Source organism: Rhodopila sp. (genome assembly GCF_965276935.1).
Lineage (GTDB): Bacteria > Pseudomonadota > Alphaproteobacteria > Acetobacterales > Acetobacteraceae > Rhodopila.
The window spans coordinates 1,782,982-1,799,708 of the sequence record NZ_CBDIBS010000003.1 but is presented as its reverse complement, the minus strand read 5'-3'; the positions used below and the strand labels follow the sequence as shown (position 1 = coordinate 1,799,708).

Genomic DNA, 16,727 nt, shown 5'->3' with positions numbered 1-16,727 from the left:
CTGGTGGTTTGTCGGGCCAGCCAAATCGGGCGGAAGCAATGTCATCGGCGGTCGCCGGCATCACGCGCCGCGGACCGGTTCGGGTGAAGTGTCGATCGCGTCCGGCAAGGGCAGCCTGACGCCGGCGCCGACCCGGATGCACGCAGCCTCATGGTGGGGCCCGACGCGGTTCGGCGGCGGCACCGCTTCGCCGCAGTCGGCGACCGCCCACGGGCAGCGGGTGCGGAACACGCAACCACTCGGCGGATCGGCCGGGCTGGGCGGATCGCCCGGCAGCAGGATGCGGCTGCGACGCCGCATCGGGTCGAGGCTGGGCGCCGCGGACAGCAGCGCACGCGTATAGGGATGCCGCGGGTTTTGCAGCACCTCGGCGGCCGGCCCTTGCTCCATGATCCGCCCGAGATACAGCACCACGACGCGGTCGCAGAGCGAGCGCACCACGTGCAGATCGTGGCTGATGAACAGCATCCCGAGTCCGAGGCGGCTGCGCAGATCGGCCAGCAGCGCCAGCACCTGCGCCTGAACCGAGACGTCGAGCGCCGAGACCGGTTCATCGGCGACCAGGAACGCCGGCCGCGTCGCCAAGGCGCGGGCGATGCCGACGCGCTGGCGCTGGCCGCCGCTGAATTCGTGCGGGAACCGGTCGGCGTCGGCGGCCGGCAAGCCGACCTGGAGCAGCAGCGCCTCGGTGCGCGACCGTCGCTCCGACCGCGGGCACAGCTTGTGGATGGCCAGGCCGTCGGCGATCTGCGCGCCGATGCGCCGCCGCGGGTCGAGGCTGGCGTAAGGGTCCTGGAACACCAACTGCATGCGCCGCCGCAGGCGCCGCAACGCCGGCCCGCGCGCGCGTCCCAGGTCGGCACCTTCGAGCATGACGCGACCCTCGGTCGGCGCCAGCAAACCCAGCAGCAGGCGGCCGATGGTGCTCTTGCCGGATCCGCTCTCGCCGACCAGCCCGACCGCCTCGCCCGGGTCGATGGCCAGCGATACATCGGTCACCGCCTGCACCGGCCTGCCGCGGCCGAACAGGCCGCTGCCGCCGAACCGCCGGCCGAGATGATCCGCGGCGATCAGCCCGGTCATGCCACCGCCTGCCGCGACGGCACGCTAACCAGTTCCGACCAGCGGATGCAGCGCGTGCGGTGACCGTCATGCGCCGCGACAAGCGGTGGCCGCGCCGCCTCGCAGGCAGGCGTGGCATGGCGGCAGCGCGGTGCGAACAGGCAGCCTGGCGGCAATGCGTGCGGCGGCGGCACGGTGCCGGGAATGCTGTCGGGCAGGCTGCCATCCTCGGCCGGCGCGCTGCGCAGCAATGCGGCGGTATACGGATGCAGCGGATGCGCCAGGACCTCGGCGGCATTGCCCTGCTCGACGATCTCGCCGGCATACATGACCGCGACCTGATCGGCGATTTCCGCCACCACCGGCAGGCTGTGGGTGATCAGCACCATGCCCATGCCGAACTCATGCTTCAGCCGGGAGAGCAGATCGAGCACCTGCGCCTGGATTGTCACGTCCAGGGCCGTGGTGGGCTCATCGGCGATCAGCAGCCTGGGGTCATTGGCGATGCCGATGGCGATCATGGCGCGCTGGCGCATCCCGCCGGACAGTTCATGTGGGAACGCGCGGCAGCGGCGTGCCGGATCGGGAATGCCGACGCGTTGCAACAGCGCCACCACGCGCTGCCGCGTGGCGCGGTCCGCCAGCCGGCGATGCGCGTGGATGGCTTCGGCGATCTGATTGCCGATGTGGTGCACCGGATTAAGACTGCTGAGCGGATCCTGGAACACCATCGCCATGCGGCTGCCGCGCAGCCGGCGCAGTCCGGCCTCGTCCAGCCGCGTCACGTCCCGCGCCTCCACCCAGATGGCGCCGTCGACGATGCGCGCGACCGGCGGCAGCAATCCCATCACCGCCAGGCCGGTCAGCGATTTGCCCGATCCGCTTTCCCCCACCACGGCCAGCGTCTCACTCGGCCCAAGGGTCAGCGAGACATCCCGCACCGGCTGGATCGGGCCAGTGGGAGTGTCGATCTCGATCGTGAGGTTCCGTATCGCCAGCAGCGTTCCGTGCTGCTCCGGCAGCAGGCCGGGCGCCAGCCGGTTCAGCAGGCGGTGCGGGCGGCGGTCGGGTGCGCGGTGCGGATCGACGGCGTCGCGCAGCGCATCGCACAGCGCGTTCATCGCCAGGATGGTCAGCGACAGCGCCAGGCACGGCCACAGCAGCAGCAACGGTGCCTGCGCCATGGTCGAGCGCGCTGCCCCGATCATCAGTCCCCATGACGGCGCCGGCGGCAGCACGCCAAGGCCGAGGAAGGACAGCCCGCTCTCCAGCACCACGGCTGCCGCGGCGGCAAGGCTGAGCTGCACCAGGATGGGGCCGGCGATATTCGGCAGGATGGTGCGCAGCATGATGCGCAGCCGGCCGGCGCCGAGCACCCGCATGGCGTCGACGTAGTCGTGCGCGCGGACCGACAGCACGCCGGCGTAGGCCACGCGCACGAAGCCGGGCAGGAAGACCAGCGTCAGGACCGGGATCAGTGTTGCCGTGCCTGGTCCGAGCAGCGTCACCACCAGCAGCGCCAGCAGCAATGGCGGGAAGCACAGCACCACGTCCATGCCGCGCAGCGCGAGCAACTCCATGACCCGGCCGAGAAAGCCGCCGGCCAGTCCCAGGGCCGTGCCCAGAAGGCAGGCGGCCGAGGCGGATGCGGCGGCGACCGAAAGCGACGCCCGCGCGCCCCAGAACAGGCGCGAAAGAACATCACGCCCATATTCGTCCTGCCCTAGCCAGTGCGCCGCCGATGGCGGGGCCATGCGATGCGCGATGCTCATCGCCGTCGGGTTCGCCAGTCCAAGGAACGGCGCGGCCAGGGCGAGACCAGCGACAACCGCGACCGCCGCCACTGGGGTCAACCGGGGCCGCGTCATGCCCGAGCCCTTGTCATGCCCGAACTCTCATCATGCCCGAACCCTCGTCATGCGCGGCGAACCCGTGGATCGAGGACGCCGTACAGCAGGTCCACCAGCAGGTTGAGCGTGACGAACAGGATCGAGATCACCAGCACGATCCCCTGCACCTCTGGATAGTCGCGCGCGTTGACCGCATCGACCAGCATTCCGGACAGCCCAGGATAGTTGAACACGTACTCGACCAGCACCGTGCCGCCGAGCAAGGTGCCGAGTTGCAGCGCCAGGACGGTAACGACGGGGATCAGCGCGTTGCGCAGGACGTGACGGGTCACGATGCGCGGGCGTCGCACCCCCTTGGCGCGGGCGGTGCGGATGTAGTCGCGCATCGAAATGTCGAGTACCGCCGCGCGTGTCATGCGGAACACCGTGGCGAACAGGCCGAGCGCGATGGTCACGGCCGGCATGGCCAGCAGCGCCAGATGGCGTCCCGGCGCCTGGGCCAGTGGCACGTAGCCGCCGGCCGACACCCAGCGCAGTCCTTGCGCGAAGACCAGGACCATGATGGTGCCCACCACGAACACCGGCACCGCCAACCCAGCCGCGGCGAACCAGGAAGCGCCTCGGTCGAACACGCCGCCGCGGCGCAGTGCCGCCAGAAGGCCCGCCGGCAGGCCGGTTGCCAGCGCGATCAGCGTCGCGGCGGCGATCAGTTCCAGCGTCCGCGGCAGGCGCTGCCAGATCTCGGTGGCCACCGGGCTGTCGTCCTGCAGGCTGTTGCCCAGATCGCCGCGCAGCAGATGGCGGAAGGCATCCACGTACTGCGTGGCGAGCGGTTGATCGAGACCGAGTTGCTCATGCAGTTGGGCCACCGCGGCAGGGTCGGGGGCGGCGCCACCTTGCGACAGCAGCAGCTCCGCCGGATCGCCGGGGACGCAGCGGATCGCCAGGAAGACGATGCTGGCCACCACCCAGATCAGCACCAGTGAGACGCCTACGCGCCTGAATGCCCACCCCATGCGGGTTCCCTCCGGTGATCGTGGTCCTCCGGCTGCGTCGTCACCGGGCGTGCTCCGCTGGTCCGGGATCCACGCTCCGAGGCGTCCCAGCCCGGGCGGCCGGCGCAGCACCAGCGATGATCCCGGAGGCAGGTTTCACGTCCGGCGCCGCGGCCCGCTGCTCCGCCACGTCGCGCGACGTGGCTTGCGGGTCGCGCCGCACGGGGTCGCCATAGCCGCCACCGCCGGCGGTCACCAGCTCGATCACCTGCCCGGCTCGCAGCGTGACCGCCCCCAGGCTGGGCGTGGAGCCGCCGAAGTCGAACGCTGCCTTAGCCCCCGGCTGTCCGCCGGCCAGTCCCCAGGGGGCCGAACGCAAGCGGGAGCCGTCCACCCGCAGCCGGCATTCGGCATCGGCGCGATAGACCCGGCGAAGGCCCATGCCGCCGCGGAACTGACCGGCGCCACCCGAGCCGTCGACCAGTTCGTAGCGCAGCAAGGTTAACGGATACTCCGTCTCCAGCGCCTCGACCGGCAGGTTGGAGGTGTTGGTCATGTGCACCTGCACGCCGTCCAGCCCATCCTTGGCGGCGCGCGCGCCGGAGCCGCCGCCGACGGTTTCAAGGTAGATCCAGGGGCTGCCGTCGGCGTTCCTGCCGTCGAACAGCGCGGCGGTGTTGGCGCCGTTGGTGGCGGCGATCACGCGGTCCGGCAACGCCGGCGCCAGCGCGCCGAAGATCAGGTCGACGACGCGCTGGCAGGTGCTGCAGCGGCCGTTGACCGCGGCCGGCAGGGCGCAGTTCACCACCGTGCCGAGGGGCGCCGTGACCGTCAGCGAGCGCGACAGGCCGGCGTTGGGCAGGATGGTTGGATCGACCAGCGCCTTCACCGCGTAGTACACCGTCGCCAGCAACGCCGTGTAGGTCATGTTGAGCCCGGCACGGACCTGCGGCGGGGCCTCGAAATGCAGTCGCATCACGTCGCTGGCCACGCTGATCTCGCAGGACATCGGCAGGTCCTGCGGGATCTCCAGGTTCTCGTAGACATCGGCGAACCGGTAGGTGCCGTCCGGGATCGCGGCGATGCCGGCGCGCATCTTGCGTTCGGCGTAATCCAGCAGGGCCTCGCCGGCCGCCAGCACCACATCGCGGCCGTAGCGGACGCAGAGCGAGACCATCCGCTCCACGCCCAGCCGGTTCGCCGCCATCTGCGCCCGCAGGTCGGACAGACGCTCACGCGGGACCTGGCAGTTCAGCAGGATCAGGTCTTGAATGTCCGTCTGCAGCACGCCGGCGCGATACAGCCGGATCGGCGGAATGCGCAGTCCTTCCTGGAAGATGTGGGCATGCCCGCGATCGGCGAAGTCGGCGTGGTGCGCGGTGTTCACCGCCCAGGCGACGATCTCGCCCGCGAAGAAGATCGGTTCGGCCAGCACGATGTCGGGCAGATGGGTGCCGCCGCCTTCGTAGGCATCGTTGCCACAGAACACGTCGCCCGGCCGGATGTCGGCCACCGGATGGCGCTTGAGGATGTGCGGCAGCATGCCGATGAACGAGCCCAGATGCATTGGGATGTGTTCGGCCTGGCACAGCGTGTCGCCCGCCGTGTTGAACAGCGCGGTGGAGCAGTCACGCCGCTCCTTGATGTTGGTGGAATAGCTGGCCCGCACCAGCGCCTCGCCCATTTCCTCGGTGATCGAGGAGAGCGCGCTGCCGATGACCTCGACGGTGATCGGGTCGAGCGGGACCACAGGCGCGATGGCGACAGCCTGACTCATGTGGCCTCCAGGATCAGGTTCAGATAGGGTTCGACACGGGCCGTCATGCCGGGCGGGACGACGGTGGTGGCATCCATCTGCTCGATGATGGCCGGGCCGGCGATGCGGTTGCCGGCATCGAGCTTCTCGCGGTCGTAGACCGGGCAGGGGACGAAGCCGCCCGCGTCCGGCAGCCAGACGTCACGCCGCCCGATGATCGCGCTGGAGGCATCGGCGGCACGCGGCGGATGCGGCTGGAAGGCGGCCTTGCGCACCAGTCCGGTCGCCTCGACGCGGAAGGTGACAAGCTGCACCGGCTCGCCCTCGGCGACGAAGCCGTACATCCGCCGGTGCGCTTCGGCGAAACCGTCCGCCAGCCGGTCGAGCGTCGCGGCGGTGATCGTGCCGTCCGGCACCGGCACCGACAATTCGTAGTTCTGCCCGGCGTAGCGCATGTCCACGGTGCGGGCGATCTGGCGCGAGCCGGGGGCAATTCCTTCACCTGCGAACCAGGCTTCGGCCTGCCCGCGCAGGTTGGTGAACGCCTGTTCCACGCCGGGGCGTTCAGCGACGGTCAGGGTCCGCAGGCGCGTGGTGGCGAAGTCGGCGCGCAGATCGGTCAGCAGCAGGCCCATGGCGCACAGGATGCCGGGGCTGCGCGGTACCAGGATGCGGCCGATTTCCAGCTCCTTCGCCAGTTGCGCCGCGTGCAGCGGGCCGGCGCCGCCGAACGCCGCCAGCGTGTAGTCGCGCGGATCGTGGCCGCGCTGCACGCTGATCACCCGGATGGCCCGCGCCATGTTGGCGATTACCACGGACAGGATGCCCTGCGCGGTCGTCATCACGTCCAGGCCCAGGTGCGCCGCGAGCCGGCCGATCGCCACCTGCGCCAGCGCCTGGTCCACCTGCATGCGGCCGCCCAGCAGATGCGTCGGATTGAGCGTCCGCAGCACCACATTGGCATCCGTCACCGTCGGCTCCTGGTTGCCCTGGCCGTAGCAGACCGGTCCGGGGAAGGCGCCAGCGGAGCGAGGACCGACCTTCAGCAGCCCGCCGCTGTCGACATAGGCGATCGACCCGCCGCCGGCGCCGACCGTGTGGATGTCGAGCATCGGCGCCTTGATCGGATAGCCGTGCACCTCGGCCTCGGTGGCCAGCCGGCACACGCCGCCCTGCAGCAGCGCGACATCGGTGCTGGTGCCGCCCATGTCGAAGGTGATCAGGTTCTCGAACCCGGCCATCCGGCCGACCGCCTGCGCCGCCACCACGCCAGTCGAGGGACCCGACAGCACGGTGCGCACCGGCAGGCGCGCCGCCTGATCGAAGCCGATGACGCCGCCGTTCGACTGCGTCAGGTGCGGCGAGACCGGCAGGCCCAGGCCGGTCAGGCGGTCCGCCAGGCGGCTGATGTAGCCTTGCATCACCGGCCCCAGATAGGCGTTAACCACCGTCGTGCTCATGCGCTCGAATTCGCGGAACTCCGGCGCCACTTCGTGGCTGACGCAGGCGAAGGCGGCGGGAAATTCCTCCGTGATGATGCGCCGCGCGACGGCCTCGTGCTCGGCGCGCACGAAGCCGTACAGGAAGCAGACCGCGACGGCCTCGACGCCGGCATCACGAAGCACCCGCACCGCCTGGCGCAGCGCATCCTGGTCGAGCGCGGTTTCAACCGTGCCGTCGTGACGCACACGCTCGGGCACTTCGAGGCGCAGGTTCCGCGCCACCAGCACCGGTGGCTTGTCGGCTTGCAGGTCGTACAGGTCGGGCCGCTTCTGCCGGCCGATCTCGAGCAGGTCGCGGAAGCCCTCGGTGGTGATCAGGCCGGTCTTTACGCCACGATGCTGGATCAGCGCGTTGGTGGCGACGGTGGTGCCGTGGCCAAAGTAGCCGACATCGGCGGGAGAACGGTCGATCCGCCGCAAGCCTTCTTCGAAGCCCTGGGCAATGCCGCGCGACGGGTCGTCCGGCGTGGAGGCGACTTTCCAGACCTCGATCCGGCCGCTGTCATCCTCGAACAGACAGACGTCGGTGAAAGTGCCGCCTGAATCGACCCCGATGCGCCATGTCATGCCGCTTTGTTCTCCGACCGATCGCACCAGCGGGGCACGCTTTCACGAACGCCGCTGCGGTGCAACACGTGGTTCAGTCCGTAAGGCTTTCGCAACATGAACCGACCGCCCGGGGAAGCGCTGATGGATCGGCCAGCACGAAAATCTACTTCAACACCATCGCGCTTGCCCCGCTGAGGTCACCTAGCTTGGCGCCCTCGGCGACGCGCCGCTGGGTTTCCAGTCCGCTGGCCTGCTTGCCGATCGCCTGGCGCGCCTCGGCCTCGGCCTCCCGCGGCGACAGCACCAGCACGCCGCTGTCGTCGCACAGCACCGCGTCACCGGGCATCACCACGGCTCCGCCGACGGACACCGGGCGGTTCAGGCGGCCGCCCAGGTCGTACAGCCGTGTGGTAATCGGCGCGAAGCCGCGGCTCCACATCGGAAACGCCGAGGCTTCGATCTCCTCAAGGTCGGTGCAGGGTCCGTCGACCACGCCGGCCTTGGCGCCGGCGCTTTTGGCGGCGACCGTCACACCGCCGCCCCAGCAGGCGAACCGGTCGTCGCCGAGACGGTCCACCAGCAGGATGTCGCCGGGACGGAGCAGGCCGAGGGCAAGGTGCAGCAGGGTGGAGTCAGGGCCCGGAATGGCCACGGTGACAGCGGTTCCGGCGACGCGGCGGCCACGCAACGCCGGCTGGATGCGCCGGTCGCAGAAGCCCCAGTGCCGCCAGTGGCCAATGGTGGCGGTTTCCGCCTGCTCCAGCAATGCCACGACCTCTGTGCTGATCTGGGGCGGCATGTCACCGATGTCGTATGTCGGCATCATCGTCTCCTGTTTGATGGGTCAGGTCGGCGGATTGGCTGGGGTCAGGCCGGCGAGCGCCGCCACCGGCCGTTCCGGGTGCACGAACAGCCACAGCACCGCGCCGGCCACGCCGGACAGCGCGATGCCCAATAGCGCGCCGGCCCAGCTTCCGGTCCACTGCACCAGGTATGCGGTCAGCACCGGCCCGACCACGCCGGCCGCGTTGCCCCAGAAATTGGTCCAGCCCGACACCACGCCGGTGGAGGACCGGCCGAGATCCTGCGTCGCCGACCAGATCGACACCTGGGTCAGCCCGATGGCGCCCAGCGAGACGCACAGCAGCGTCATCATCAGCCAGACCTGCGGCGTGCGGGACGCCGCGATCAACGCCAGCGCGCTGACGATGAATCCCGCGATCGCCACCGGCACGCGCGCCGCCCATACCGAGCCCGTGCGCCGCAGGATGCGGTCCGACAAGGCGCCGGTGACGAACACCATCACGAACAGCGCCACCCACGGCAGCGACGCGTAGACCCCCATGGACGCCAGCGAGAATTTTCGGTCATGCACCAGATAGGTTGGCAGCCAGGTGCTGTAGAAGCTCTGGATCATCACCAGGAAGAAATATTGCAGCCCCACCGCCCAGAACTGCACCGAGCCCAGACCGGCGAGGAACGCGCCTCGGGCTGGACGGGACGGCTCCTCCGCCTGGCCAGCGGCGATGAAGCGGGCTTCTGGCGTCCCCATAATTGGATGCCGTGCCGGATCGTCGCGGAAGCCAAACCACCAGGCGAAGCCGATCAGCAGGCCGAGCGCGCCGAAGCCGTAGAAGGCGGAGCGCCAGCCGAAATGCAGGATGACCAAGGTGGTGATCGGCGCCGCCGCGATCGGGCCCAGATACAGGCCGCCCAGCAGGATGCTGTTCGCCTTGGCGCGTTCGGCGCGCGGGAACCAGCGTTTCAACGCCAGCACCGAGCTTGGCCAGTCAGCCGACTGGCCGGCGCCCAGCAGGCCGCGGATCACCACGAACGATGCGAAGCCCGATCCGGCCGGCGTCAAGGCGGTCAGCAGCGACCACAGCAGGTTCGCCCAATAAAGCATCCTTCGTGGGCCGAACCTTTCGGCGAGCCAGCCGGACGGGACCTGCAGCAGCGCATAGGTCCAGGAGAAGCTGGTCAGCAGGTACGACATCTGCACCAGGCTGAAGTGATACTCGCCCTGGATCGTCGGCGCGGCGATGACGATCGCGGTTCGATCCAGCGACATGACAAAGGTGATCGGCCCCAGCAGCAGCCCGGCCATCCACCAGCGCACCATGCCCGGCGCCGCCGTCGAAAGCGTCCCTGTCGTGGCCGCCGTCGCTTCCCCTGCCGTGTCTGGCGCCGCCCTATCTGGTCCTGCCCTATCCGCCATGGCCATGTCAGATGACCCGATCCGTCTCCGGCAGCGCCTCGCCGCGCGCGACGCGGACGATATTGGCCAGCCAGTGCCGCACGCCGACGGCCGAATTCTCGAACGCGGTGGAGGCGCAGTGCGGCGTGACGATGACGTTGTCCATGTGCAGCAGCGGGTTCGCCGGGTCGGGTGGCTCCGGCTCGAACACGTCGATCGCGGCGCCGGCGAGCGGACCGTCGCGCAGGGCGACGATCAGGTCAGCCTCCGGCACGATGCCGCCGCGCGCGACGTTCACCAGGATGGAACCCGGCTTCATCATGGCGAGTTGCGGCGCGGCGATCATGCCGCGCGTTTGCGGCGTCAGCGGGCAGCACAGGCAGATGAAATCTGATTGCACCAGCAGGTCTTCCAGGCCGCGGTGGGAGACGCCGCGGGCGGCTTCCTCGGCATCGGACAGCCTGGTGCGGGTGTGGTAGAGCACGGTGCAGCCAAACCCCTGCACGCGCCGCGCGACTTCCTTGCCGATGGCGCCCAGGCCGACAATGCCGACGGTCTTGCCGGACAGCATGATGCTGCGCCGCCAGATCTCGTTCTTTGCCCAGTTTCCCGCGATCATGCTGTTGTGCGCCGTGACGATACGCCGGCCGATGGCGATCATCAGGCCGACGGCGAACTCGGCCACCGGCACCGCGTTGCTGCCCGGCGTGCGGGCGACCTGGATGGACCGGGCGCGCGCCGCGTCCAGGTCGATGTTCTCCACGCCGACGCCCCATTTGTGCGCGAGCTTCAGGCGGCGGCCTGCATGCAGCAGTTCGGCGGGCAGCCCGATGTCCCAGAATACCACGTGATCCGCGTCCGCGAGCTTTTCCTTCAAATGGGCGGGGTCGGTGGTCTCGGTAAAGCTGGCGACGAAACCCGGCGGCAGTTCGGTCAGGATGATGTCGCGCAGTTCGGCCGCGATGGGCTGCAGGATCAGGATGGTTTCGGTCATGCCGGCGGCTGCTCCGCTGATTTGCCCGTTGGCGCGATGCCCGTTGCCGCGATGCCCGTTGGCGCGAGGCTCGACGCGCTCATCGGAACGGCCATCCAGGCGATCGTCACGCGGGTAACGTGCGTGCCGGCGCGACAGTGCCGGTTCATCGAGCGGTCCTCATCAGGCGTCCCAGCCGGCGACACGGGTGGCGAGGCGGGCGCCGATGGCCGCCAGCCGATCCACCAGAGCCGCCCCGGTTTCCGGCGAGCACAAGCGTGGATCGCCCTGCCAGACGCCGTTGGGCGCGATCTGTGCCACCTCCAGCGGCACCGCCACCTCCACCCCTTCAAAGTCCACCGTCCCGAAGCCGGACACCGGCATGCCGCGAAAGTCCGGCGGCGGGGCGGCGGCGGGGATCAGGTCGCGCCGTATCAGATCGGGAAACAAGTGCATCGCCACGCTGGTCAGCGGGTCAGCGCCGTGGCCGCTGGCGCGTCGTGCCACATCCGCGCCCAGGATCGCTGGCAGCATTCCGTAGGCGACGCGCCACAAATAGAGGCTCGGGATCACGCAGCCACGCTGCAGCCAGACTTTCTGGGTGGCATCGTGGATGGCCTGCACGTTGCCGGCGTGGCCATTGATGACGACGATGCGGGTCAGGTCATGACGCAGCAGGCACGCCAGCACGTCATCCAGCACGGCGCGCAGCGTGGACTGCGACAGCGCGATGCCGCCGGGCATGCTGGCGAAGTAATCCGCGCCGCCGAACGGCAGGGTTGGAGCGACGAGTGTTTCAGTGCCGGCATCGGTGGCGGTGGCGGCGATACGAAGCGCGACGCCCTCGGCCGACAGGTAGTCACCCATCGGCGCGTGCGGTCCCTGGTCCTCATGGCTGCCGAGGGGCAGCAGGATCACCGGCCGGCGCGCGGCGGCCTGGCGCATCTCGCCGCCGGTCAGTTCCGCCAGGCGCTGTTTCACGAACGGCGTGTTTGGCTGGTCCATGGGAACCTCTCCTCGACCTCACGCGGGTTCATGTATACATGGTGCATCCAAATGGTCAACCAGCGTGGCGCCGCTGGACGCACCGGCGGGAGGCATGGATGGACAACGTGACGCGCGGGCCAGCGGCGAAGCGAGGCGCGAAGCAGGAGCCAGCCTGGCAGCGCGTCTACACCCATGTCCGCGCCCGCATCATCGGCGGCGAGATCGCGCCCGGCAGCTTCCTGGAAGAGGCGACGGTCAGCACCGAGGTCGGTGTCTCTCGCACCCCGGTGCGCGAGGCGTTCCAGCGGCTGCACGCGGAGCAGTTCATCGACCGGCTGCCGCGCCGCGGTGCGATGGTGCGGGCGGCGACCGCGGAAGAGCTGGTGCAGCTATACGAAACCCGCCGGGTGATCGAGAGCTTCGTCGTCCGCCGCATCGCCGACGAGGGCATTGCGGTGCCGGTTGCGCTCGATACCTTGCTGGTTCGGCTATCTGCTCCGCGCAAGGCGACCGATCTTGCGTTTCAGGCGGAAGGGGACTTCAGCTTTCATCGCACCTTGGTGGACTTGATCGGCAATGCGGTGATGCTGGGTGTGTTCGACGGGCTGCAACTGCGCCAGCTTCGCGTGGCGACGCGCGCGGTGGCGCTTCACCCCGAACGGCTGGTGCTGATCCACGCCCAGCACGCAGCCCTTCTGGCGGCACTTCGCCGGCGCGACGGGGCCGCCGCGGTGGTGATCCTGGACGAACACCTGCAGCCCGCGCCGGAGGTGCTGTCGCGGATGCAAAGCTGACGCCGCGCTGTCGGCGCCGTCAGGGCGGTGACCGGCCGGGACGGTTGAGCGGACGTCATCAATGCCGGCACGCCTGGCATGGGGATTGCTGGGCTTTCCGCCTTACCGTAAGGCTGACCCGATGTCTCGTCGACGCATGCGCCTGGTTGCCTTTCTGCTCTCCGGTCCGACCGCGCACCACCACGGCATGTGGCGTCATCCGGAGACCGACAATGCGTTCCTGACGCCGGAGTATTACGAGCACATCGCGCGCGTGCTGGAAGGCGGGTTCTTCGATGCGCTGTTCTTCGCCGACATCCTGGCGCTGATGGATTTCTACAAAGGCAGTTACGAGACCGTGCTGTCGCGCGGCGGCCAGATGGGCCTGCTCGATCCCCTGCCGATGCTGGCGCAGATGGCGCGGGTGACCAAGCATATCGGGCTGGGCGGTTCGGTCTCCTCCAGCTTCGTGCACGCGTTTCAGACCGCGCGCACATTCGCCACCATGGACCATCTGAGCGGCGGCCGCATGGCGTGGAACATCATCACCACCTCCAGCACGCCGCAATGGGCGAATTTCGGCCTGCCGCCGATGCCGCGCGACGAACGGTATGATGTCGCGGACGAGGTGGTGGAGGCCTGCACCCGGCTGTGGGACAGTTGGGAAGCGGACGCACTGATCGTCGACAAGGCATCCGGCCGCTTCGCCGACGCAACCAAGGTGCATCGCGTCGATTACGCGGGCCGCTATGTCAGGACCCGCGGTCCGCTGACGGTGCCGCGCAGCCCGCAGGGCTGGCCGGTGCTGATGCAGGCCGGCAGCTCCCCGCGCGGACGGGCCTTCGCGGCACGCTGGGCCGAGATCATCTTCACGCTGCAGCACGCGACCGCGGACATGCAGGCGTTCCGGACAGACATTCACGCCCGGATGGAACAGCGTGGACGGCGTCCGGAGGAGTGCCAGATCCTGGTCTCGGTCGATCCGATCGTGGGCGAGACCCGCGCCATTGCCGAGGAGAAGGCAGCTTACCTGAATGAGCTTGTCGACGCTGAACTCGGGTTGGCGCTGATCTCGGCCCATATCGGCACCGACCTCTCGCATTATCCGCTGCACCAGCCGCTGGGGGATGTGGAGACCAGCGAAGGCTCACGCGGATCATTCGACGTCATCTTGCAGGGCACGCGTAGCGGCGGCCTGACCCTGGGCGATGCGGCCAAGCGCTTCGCCGTCAGCGAGCTATGTCCACAGGTGGTTGGGACGCCTGCCGACATCGCGGACCAGTTGCAGGCGATGTTCGACAGCGGTGGCTGTGATGGTTTCGTGCTGACGCCCACCACCTTTCCTGGCTGCTACGAGCAATTCAGCCGTGGCGTGGTGCCGGAGCTGCAGCGGCGAGGATTGGTGCGGACGCGATATGAAGGCCGGACGCTGCGAGAGAACCTGCGAGCGTGAGGCAGGTTAGACCAACCGTCGGAAGAGTTGAGTGATCGGCACTGTCTTATCATCGTCATGGTGGGCACCCTATGACAGGTCGGCCCTGAGCGATCGCTCTCTAGCGGCTGGCTAATTCACCGTCGACGCAGAATACTTCAGCGATCAGCAGGGAGGCGGCCTTGGAACCGTCATGGAACAGCACGAAGGGGCGGTTGCGCAGCCATATCTTCAGGGCATGGACCGCCTGCGTCGTTCTGGGAGGATACGTCTATGCCTGGGTCTATGTCCCGGAGGTGCTCACGTGGTGGAAGCGGACGACTACGAAAGCAATCGAAGCCGGCTGTGACATGCTACCCTACCCATGGGGAGACCGCATCGAAGCCACGCTCGGCAACTTCGGCCTGTGGGTCCAGATCACGCTAGCCATCATCGGATTCCGGTTCCTGATGTGGTTGGTGATCGTGGCACTGCGGCGCATCTGGACCGCCCACAACCATCGACCCAGCGGTTCGTTGCGATTACCACAGGAAGATGGGCGATAAGTTGCCTTGTTGGCGTCAAACCAACATCCGTTGCTATGAAGGCAAGGCCTGAACGCTGACTAGCCGCCTGCGACTCTCGATTGAGAATGTGGATTACGCGTGGTGAACCTTGCCCGGCAGGTTGAAGGGCTGGTCGCGGTCGCCCGAGAGAAGCGCTTGGCAGTACTGGGTAAAATGCCAAGCCTTGCCCGTTCCATTGCGCCGAAGGGACCAGATCACGTCGTAACAGTCGGCCGGCCAGCTCCAGTCCGGCAAGAGTTCCGACAGGCACTGCGGGGCAACAATAGCCCGCGCCAGTGCCGCCAGGCCTTGGTGCTGCCAACATACAAGGGCGGTCCCGCTGCTGGCGGCCAGCGCCACGCCAAACGCCTCTTCCTGATGCAGCGCCCAGGTCAGGTCGACGGGGCAATTCAGCTTCCGTGCCAGAGGCTCGACGGTCTGCTCCGGCCGTTGGCTATGACCGCCTCCCTCCCGCCAGGCCGAGGCGTAGATCCGGTTCGGGGTGGGCAGGCGTGACTCTAGTAGCAGGTTCGGCGCGAACAGCGCGGCGAGCGCGCCCGCGCGCTGCCAACCGCGAACAGTCAGGGATTTGGCGTCTTCTTGTCCCTGCGTGGTCAATCCGGGGCCGCTGGCGGGATGGTCTGGCTTTTCCGCGTGGCGGAGTAGCAGGATCTCGATGGCTGCCAGCTTCACTTGCCGTTGCACCGATCACACCTCACCGACCGCATTTCGACGCGGCATCGAACCAGATACACGGGCTAGGCCAAGATGGTCACGCAGGGTCCTTCCCTGGTAGTCGCGCCGGAAAAGTCCGCGGCGTTGCAGTTCCGGCACCACAAGGTCAACGAAATCGACAAAGGCGCCCGGAAAGTATGGTGGGAGAATGTTGAACCCATCCGCCGCCATCCCGGTGAACCATTCCTCGAGCGTGTCAGCGATGCCTTGAGGCGTCCCACAGACCACCCAATGGCCGCGTGCCGCCGCGGTAAGGTTGTAGAGGTCGCGCAAGGTCATGCCCTCCCGCCGCGCGGTTTCATACAGCACATGCGCGAAGGTCCGGCTTTCGCGCAATGGAGGCGGTGGCGGCACCGGCCCATCCAGGGGAAAACCGGCGACGTCATAACCGATCCGGCTGGCAACCAAGGTCGCCGCATTGGTCGGGGTCAGCCAGGCTTGCAGCTTTGCCAGTTGCTCGCGGGCTTCGGCATCGCTGGCGCCGATGATCGGCATGATCCCCGGCAACACGGCGAGTTCGTTCGGCGACCGCCCGTATTTGCTCATGCGTCCTTTCAGGTCGGCATAGGCGATCTTGGCGGCTTGCAGATCCTGCACCACGGAGAAGACGACATCGGCCGAACGCGCCGCCAATTCCAGCCCCGACGGCGAGCCGCCCGCCTGGATGATGACCGGATGCCCTTGCGGGCAACGAGCGATGTTGACCGGCCCCTTGACCTGGAAAAACCGCCCCTTGTGGTCAAGCGTGCGGACCTTGTCTGCATCAATGAACCGACCCGTCGTCTTGTCGGCAACGATCGCGCCATCATCCCAGCAATCCCACAGCCCCCTGACCACATCGACAAATTCGTTGGCGCGCTGATACCGCAGCTCGTGCTCCAGGTGCTCGTCGCGGTTGAAGTTCAGCGCCGCCTTCGGGTTGGAGCTGGTCACCACGTTCCACGCCGCCCGGCCGCCGCTGATATGGTCGATCGAGGCAAAGATGCGAGCAACGTTGAAGGGCTCGGAAAAGCTGCTCGAAACCGTCGCGCCAAGGCCGATATGGGTGGTCGAGGCGCTGAGCACCGAAATGAGGGTCGTCGGCTCCAGCCGGCACATGAACGACGGATGATCGCTCGGGTCCATCACCATCGAGTCGGAAATGAACAGGACGTCGAACTTGCCGCGTTCGGCGGTATGGGCGATCTGCTGGATGACGGGAAGCTGCATGTGACTGGTCGCGGCGCCCTCGTAACGCCAGCCGGCGGTGTGGTTTCCCGTGCCCAGCACGAAAACGCCCATGTGCATTTGCCGGCGGGTGGTGCTCATGCGCTTCGAAATCCCTCAGCCCGCCGATGAAGGCTAACGTACATCAGCCGGATCTGCCCATAA

Annotated in this window: 14 protein-coding genes; 3 read left to right on the top strand and 11 right to left on the bottom strand. The window is 68.2% G+C overall.

Annotated features, from left to right (window positions below; genetic code table 11):
- Positions 1-60: 60 nt before the first annotated feature.
- The 9 genes from ACQY4S_RS16220 to ACQY4S_RS16180 all read right to left on the bottom strand — a co-directional run bounded on the left by ACQY4S_RS16220 (position 61) and on the right by ACQY4S_RS16180 (position 11,889).
- Positions 61-1,083 (bottom strand): ABC transporter ATP-binding protein, encoded by a 1,023-nt coding sequence (locus ACQY4S_RS16220; RefSeq protein WP_428486219.1) that lies wholly within the window; start codon positions 1,081-1,083, stop codon positions 61-63.
- Positions 1,080-2,930: a dipeptide/oligopeptide/nickel ABC transporter permease/ATP-binding protein gene (locus ACQY4S_RS16215; RefSeq protein WP_428486218.1), complete on the bottom strand. Its 1,851-nt coding sequence runs from the start codon at positions 2,928-2,930 to the stop codon at positions 1,080-1,082. The genes ACQY4S_RS16220 and ACQY4S_RS16215 overlap by 4 nt, the downstream gene beginning before the upstream one ends.
- A 47-nt stretch (positions 2,931-2,977) precedes the next feature.
- Positions 2,978-3,928, bottom strand: coding sequence for an ABC transporter permease (locus ACQY4S_RS16210; protein ID WP_428486217.1), 951 nt, complete (start codon positions 3,926-3,928; stop codon positions 2,978-2,980).
- A 40-nt stretch (positions 3,929-3,968) separates the two neighbouring features.
- Positions 3,969-5,684 carry a hydantoinase B/oxoprolinase family protein gene (locus ACQY4S_RS16205; protein WP_428486216.1) on the bottom strand — a complete coding sequence of 572 codons (1,716 nt, stop codon included), beginning with the start codon at positions 5,682-5,684 and terminating at the stop codon, positions 3,969-3,971.
- On the bottom strand, positions 5,681-7,732 hold the full coding sequence (locus tag ACQY4S_RS16200; protein WP_428486215.1) for a hydantoinase/oxoprolinase family protein: 2,052 nt from the start codon (positions 7,730-7,732) through the stop codon (positions 5,681-5,683). The genes ACQY4S_RS16205 and ACQY4S_RS16200 overlap by 4 nt, the downstream gene beginning before the upstream one ends.
- Before the next feature lie 145 nt (positions 7,733-7,877).
- Positions 7,878-8,540 (bottom strand): RraA family protein, encoded by a 663-nt coding sequence (locus ACQY4S_RS16195; protein WP_428486214.1) that lies wholly within the window; start codon positions 8,538-8,540, stop codon positions 7,878-7,880.
- Positions 8,541-8,558: 18 nt separating this feature from the next.
- Complete coding sequence (locus tag ACQY4S_RS16190; RefSeq protein ID WP_428486213.1) at positions 8,559-9,932, bottom strand: MFS transporter; 1,374 nt, start codon at positions 9,930-9,932, stop codon at positions 8,559-8,561.
- Between the two features lie 7 nt (positions 9,933-9,939).
- The gene (locus tag ACQY4S_RS16185; RefSeq protein ID WP_428486212.1) at positions 9,940-10,905 is read right to left on the bottom strand and encodes a 2-hydroxyacid dehydrogenase; all 966 of its coding nucleotides are present in this window, start codon (positions 10,903-10,905) and stop codon (positions 9,940-9,942) included.
- A 162-nt stretch (positions 10,906-11,067) separates the two neighbouring features.
- Positions 11,068-11,889: a creatininase family protein gene (locus ACQY4S_RS16180; RefSeq protein WP_428486211.1), complete on the bottom strand. Its 822-nt coding sequence runs from the start codon at positions 11,887-11,889 to the stop codon at positions 11,068-11,070.
- 98 nt (positions 11,890-11,987) lie between these two features.
- On the opposite strand from ACQY4S_RS16180, the gene ACQY4S_RS16175 reads away from it, so the two are divergent.
- The 3 genes from ACQY4S_RS16175 (at position 11,988) to ACQY4S_RS16165 (ending at position 14,621) form a co-directional block, all read left to right on the top strand.
- The gene (locus tag ACQY4S_RS16175) at positions 11,988-12,665 is read left to right on the top strand and encodes a GntR family transcriptional regulator (protein ID WP_428486210.1); all 678 of its coding nucleotides are present in this window, start codon (positions 11,988-11,990) and stop codon (positions 12,663-12,665) included.
- Between the two features lie 121 nt (positions 12,666-12,786).
- Entirely contained in the window at positions 12,787-14,097 is a 1,311-nt protein-coding gene (locus ACQY4S_RS16170; protein ID WP_428486209.1) for an LLM class flavin-dependent oxidoreductase, read from the top strand.
- 161 nt (positions 14,098-14,258) lie between these two features.
- A complete protein-coding gene (locus ACQY4S_RS16165; RefSeq protein WP_428486208.1) occupies positions 14,259-14,621 on the top strand; it encodes a hypothetical protein in 363 nt (120 codons plus the stop codon).
- A 93-nt stretch (positions 14,622-14,714) separates the two neighbouring features.
- On the opposite strand, the gene ACQY4S_RS16160 is transcribed toward ACQY4S_RS16165, so the two are convergent.
- Entirely contained in the window at positions 14,715-15,326 is a 612-nt protein-coding gene (locus ACQY4S_RS16160) for a phosphoglycerate mutase family protein (protein WP_428486207.1), read from the bottom strand.
- 3 nt (positions 15,327-15,329) lie between these two features.
- On the bottom strand, positions 15,330-16,664 hold the full coding sequence (locus ACQY4S_RS16155) for an LLM class flavin-dependent oxidoreductase (protein WP_428486206.1): 1,335 nt from the start codon (positions 16,662-16,664) through the stop codon (positions 15,330-15,332).
- Positions 16,665-16,727 lie beyond the last annotated feature (63 nt).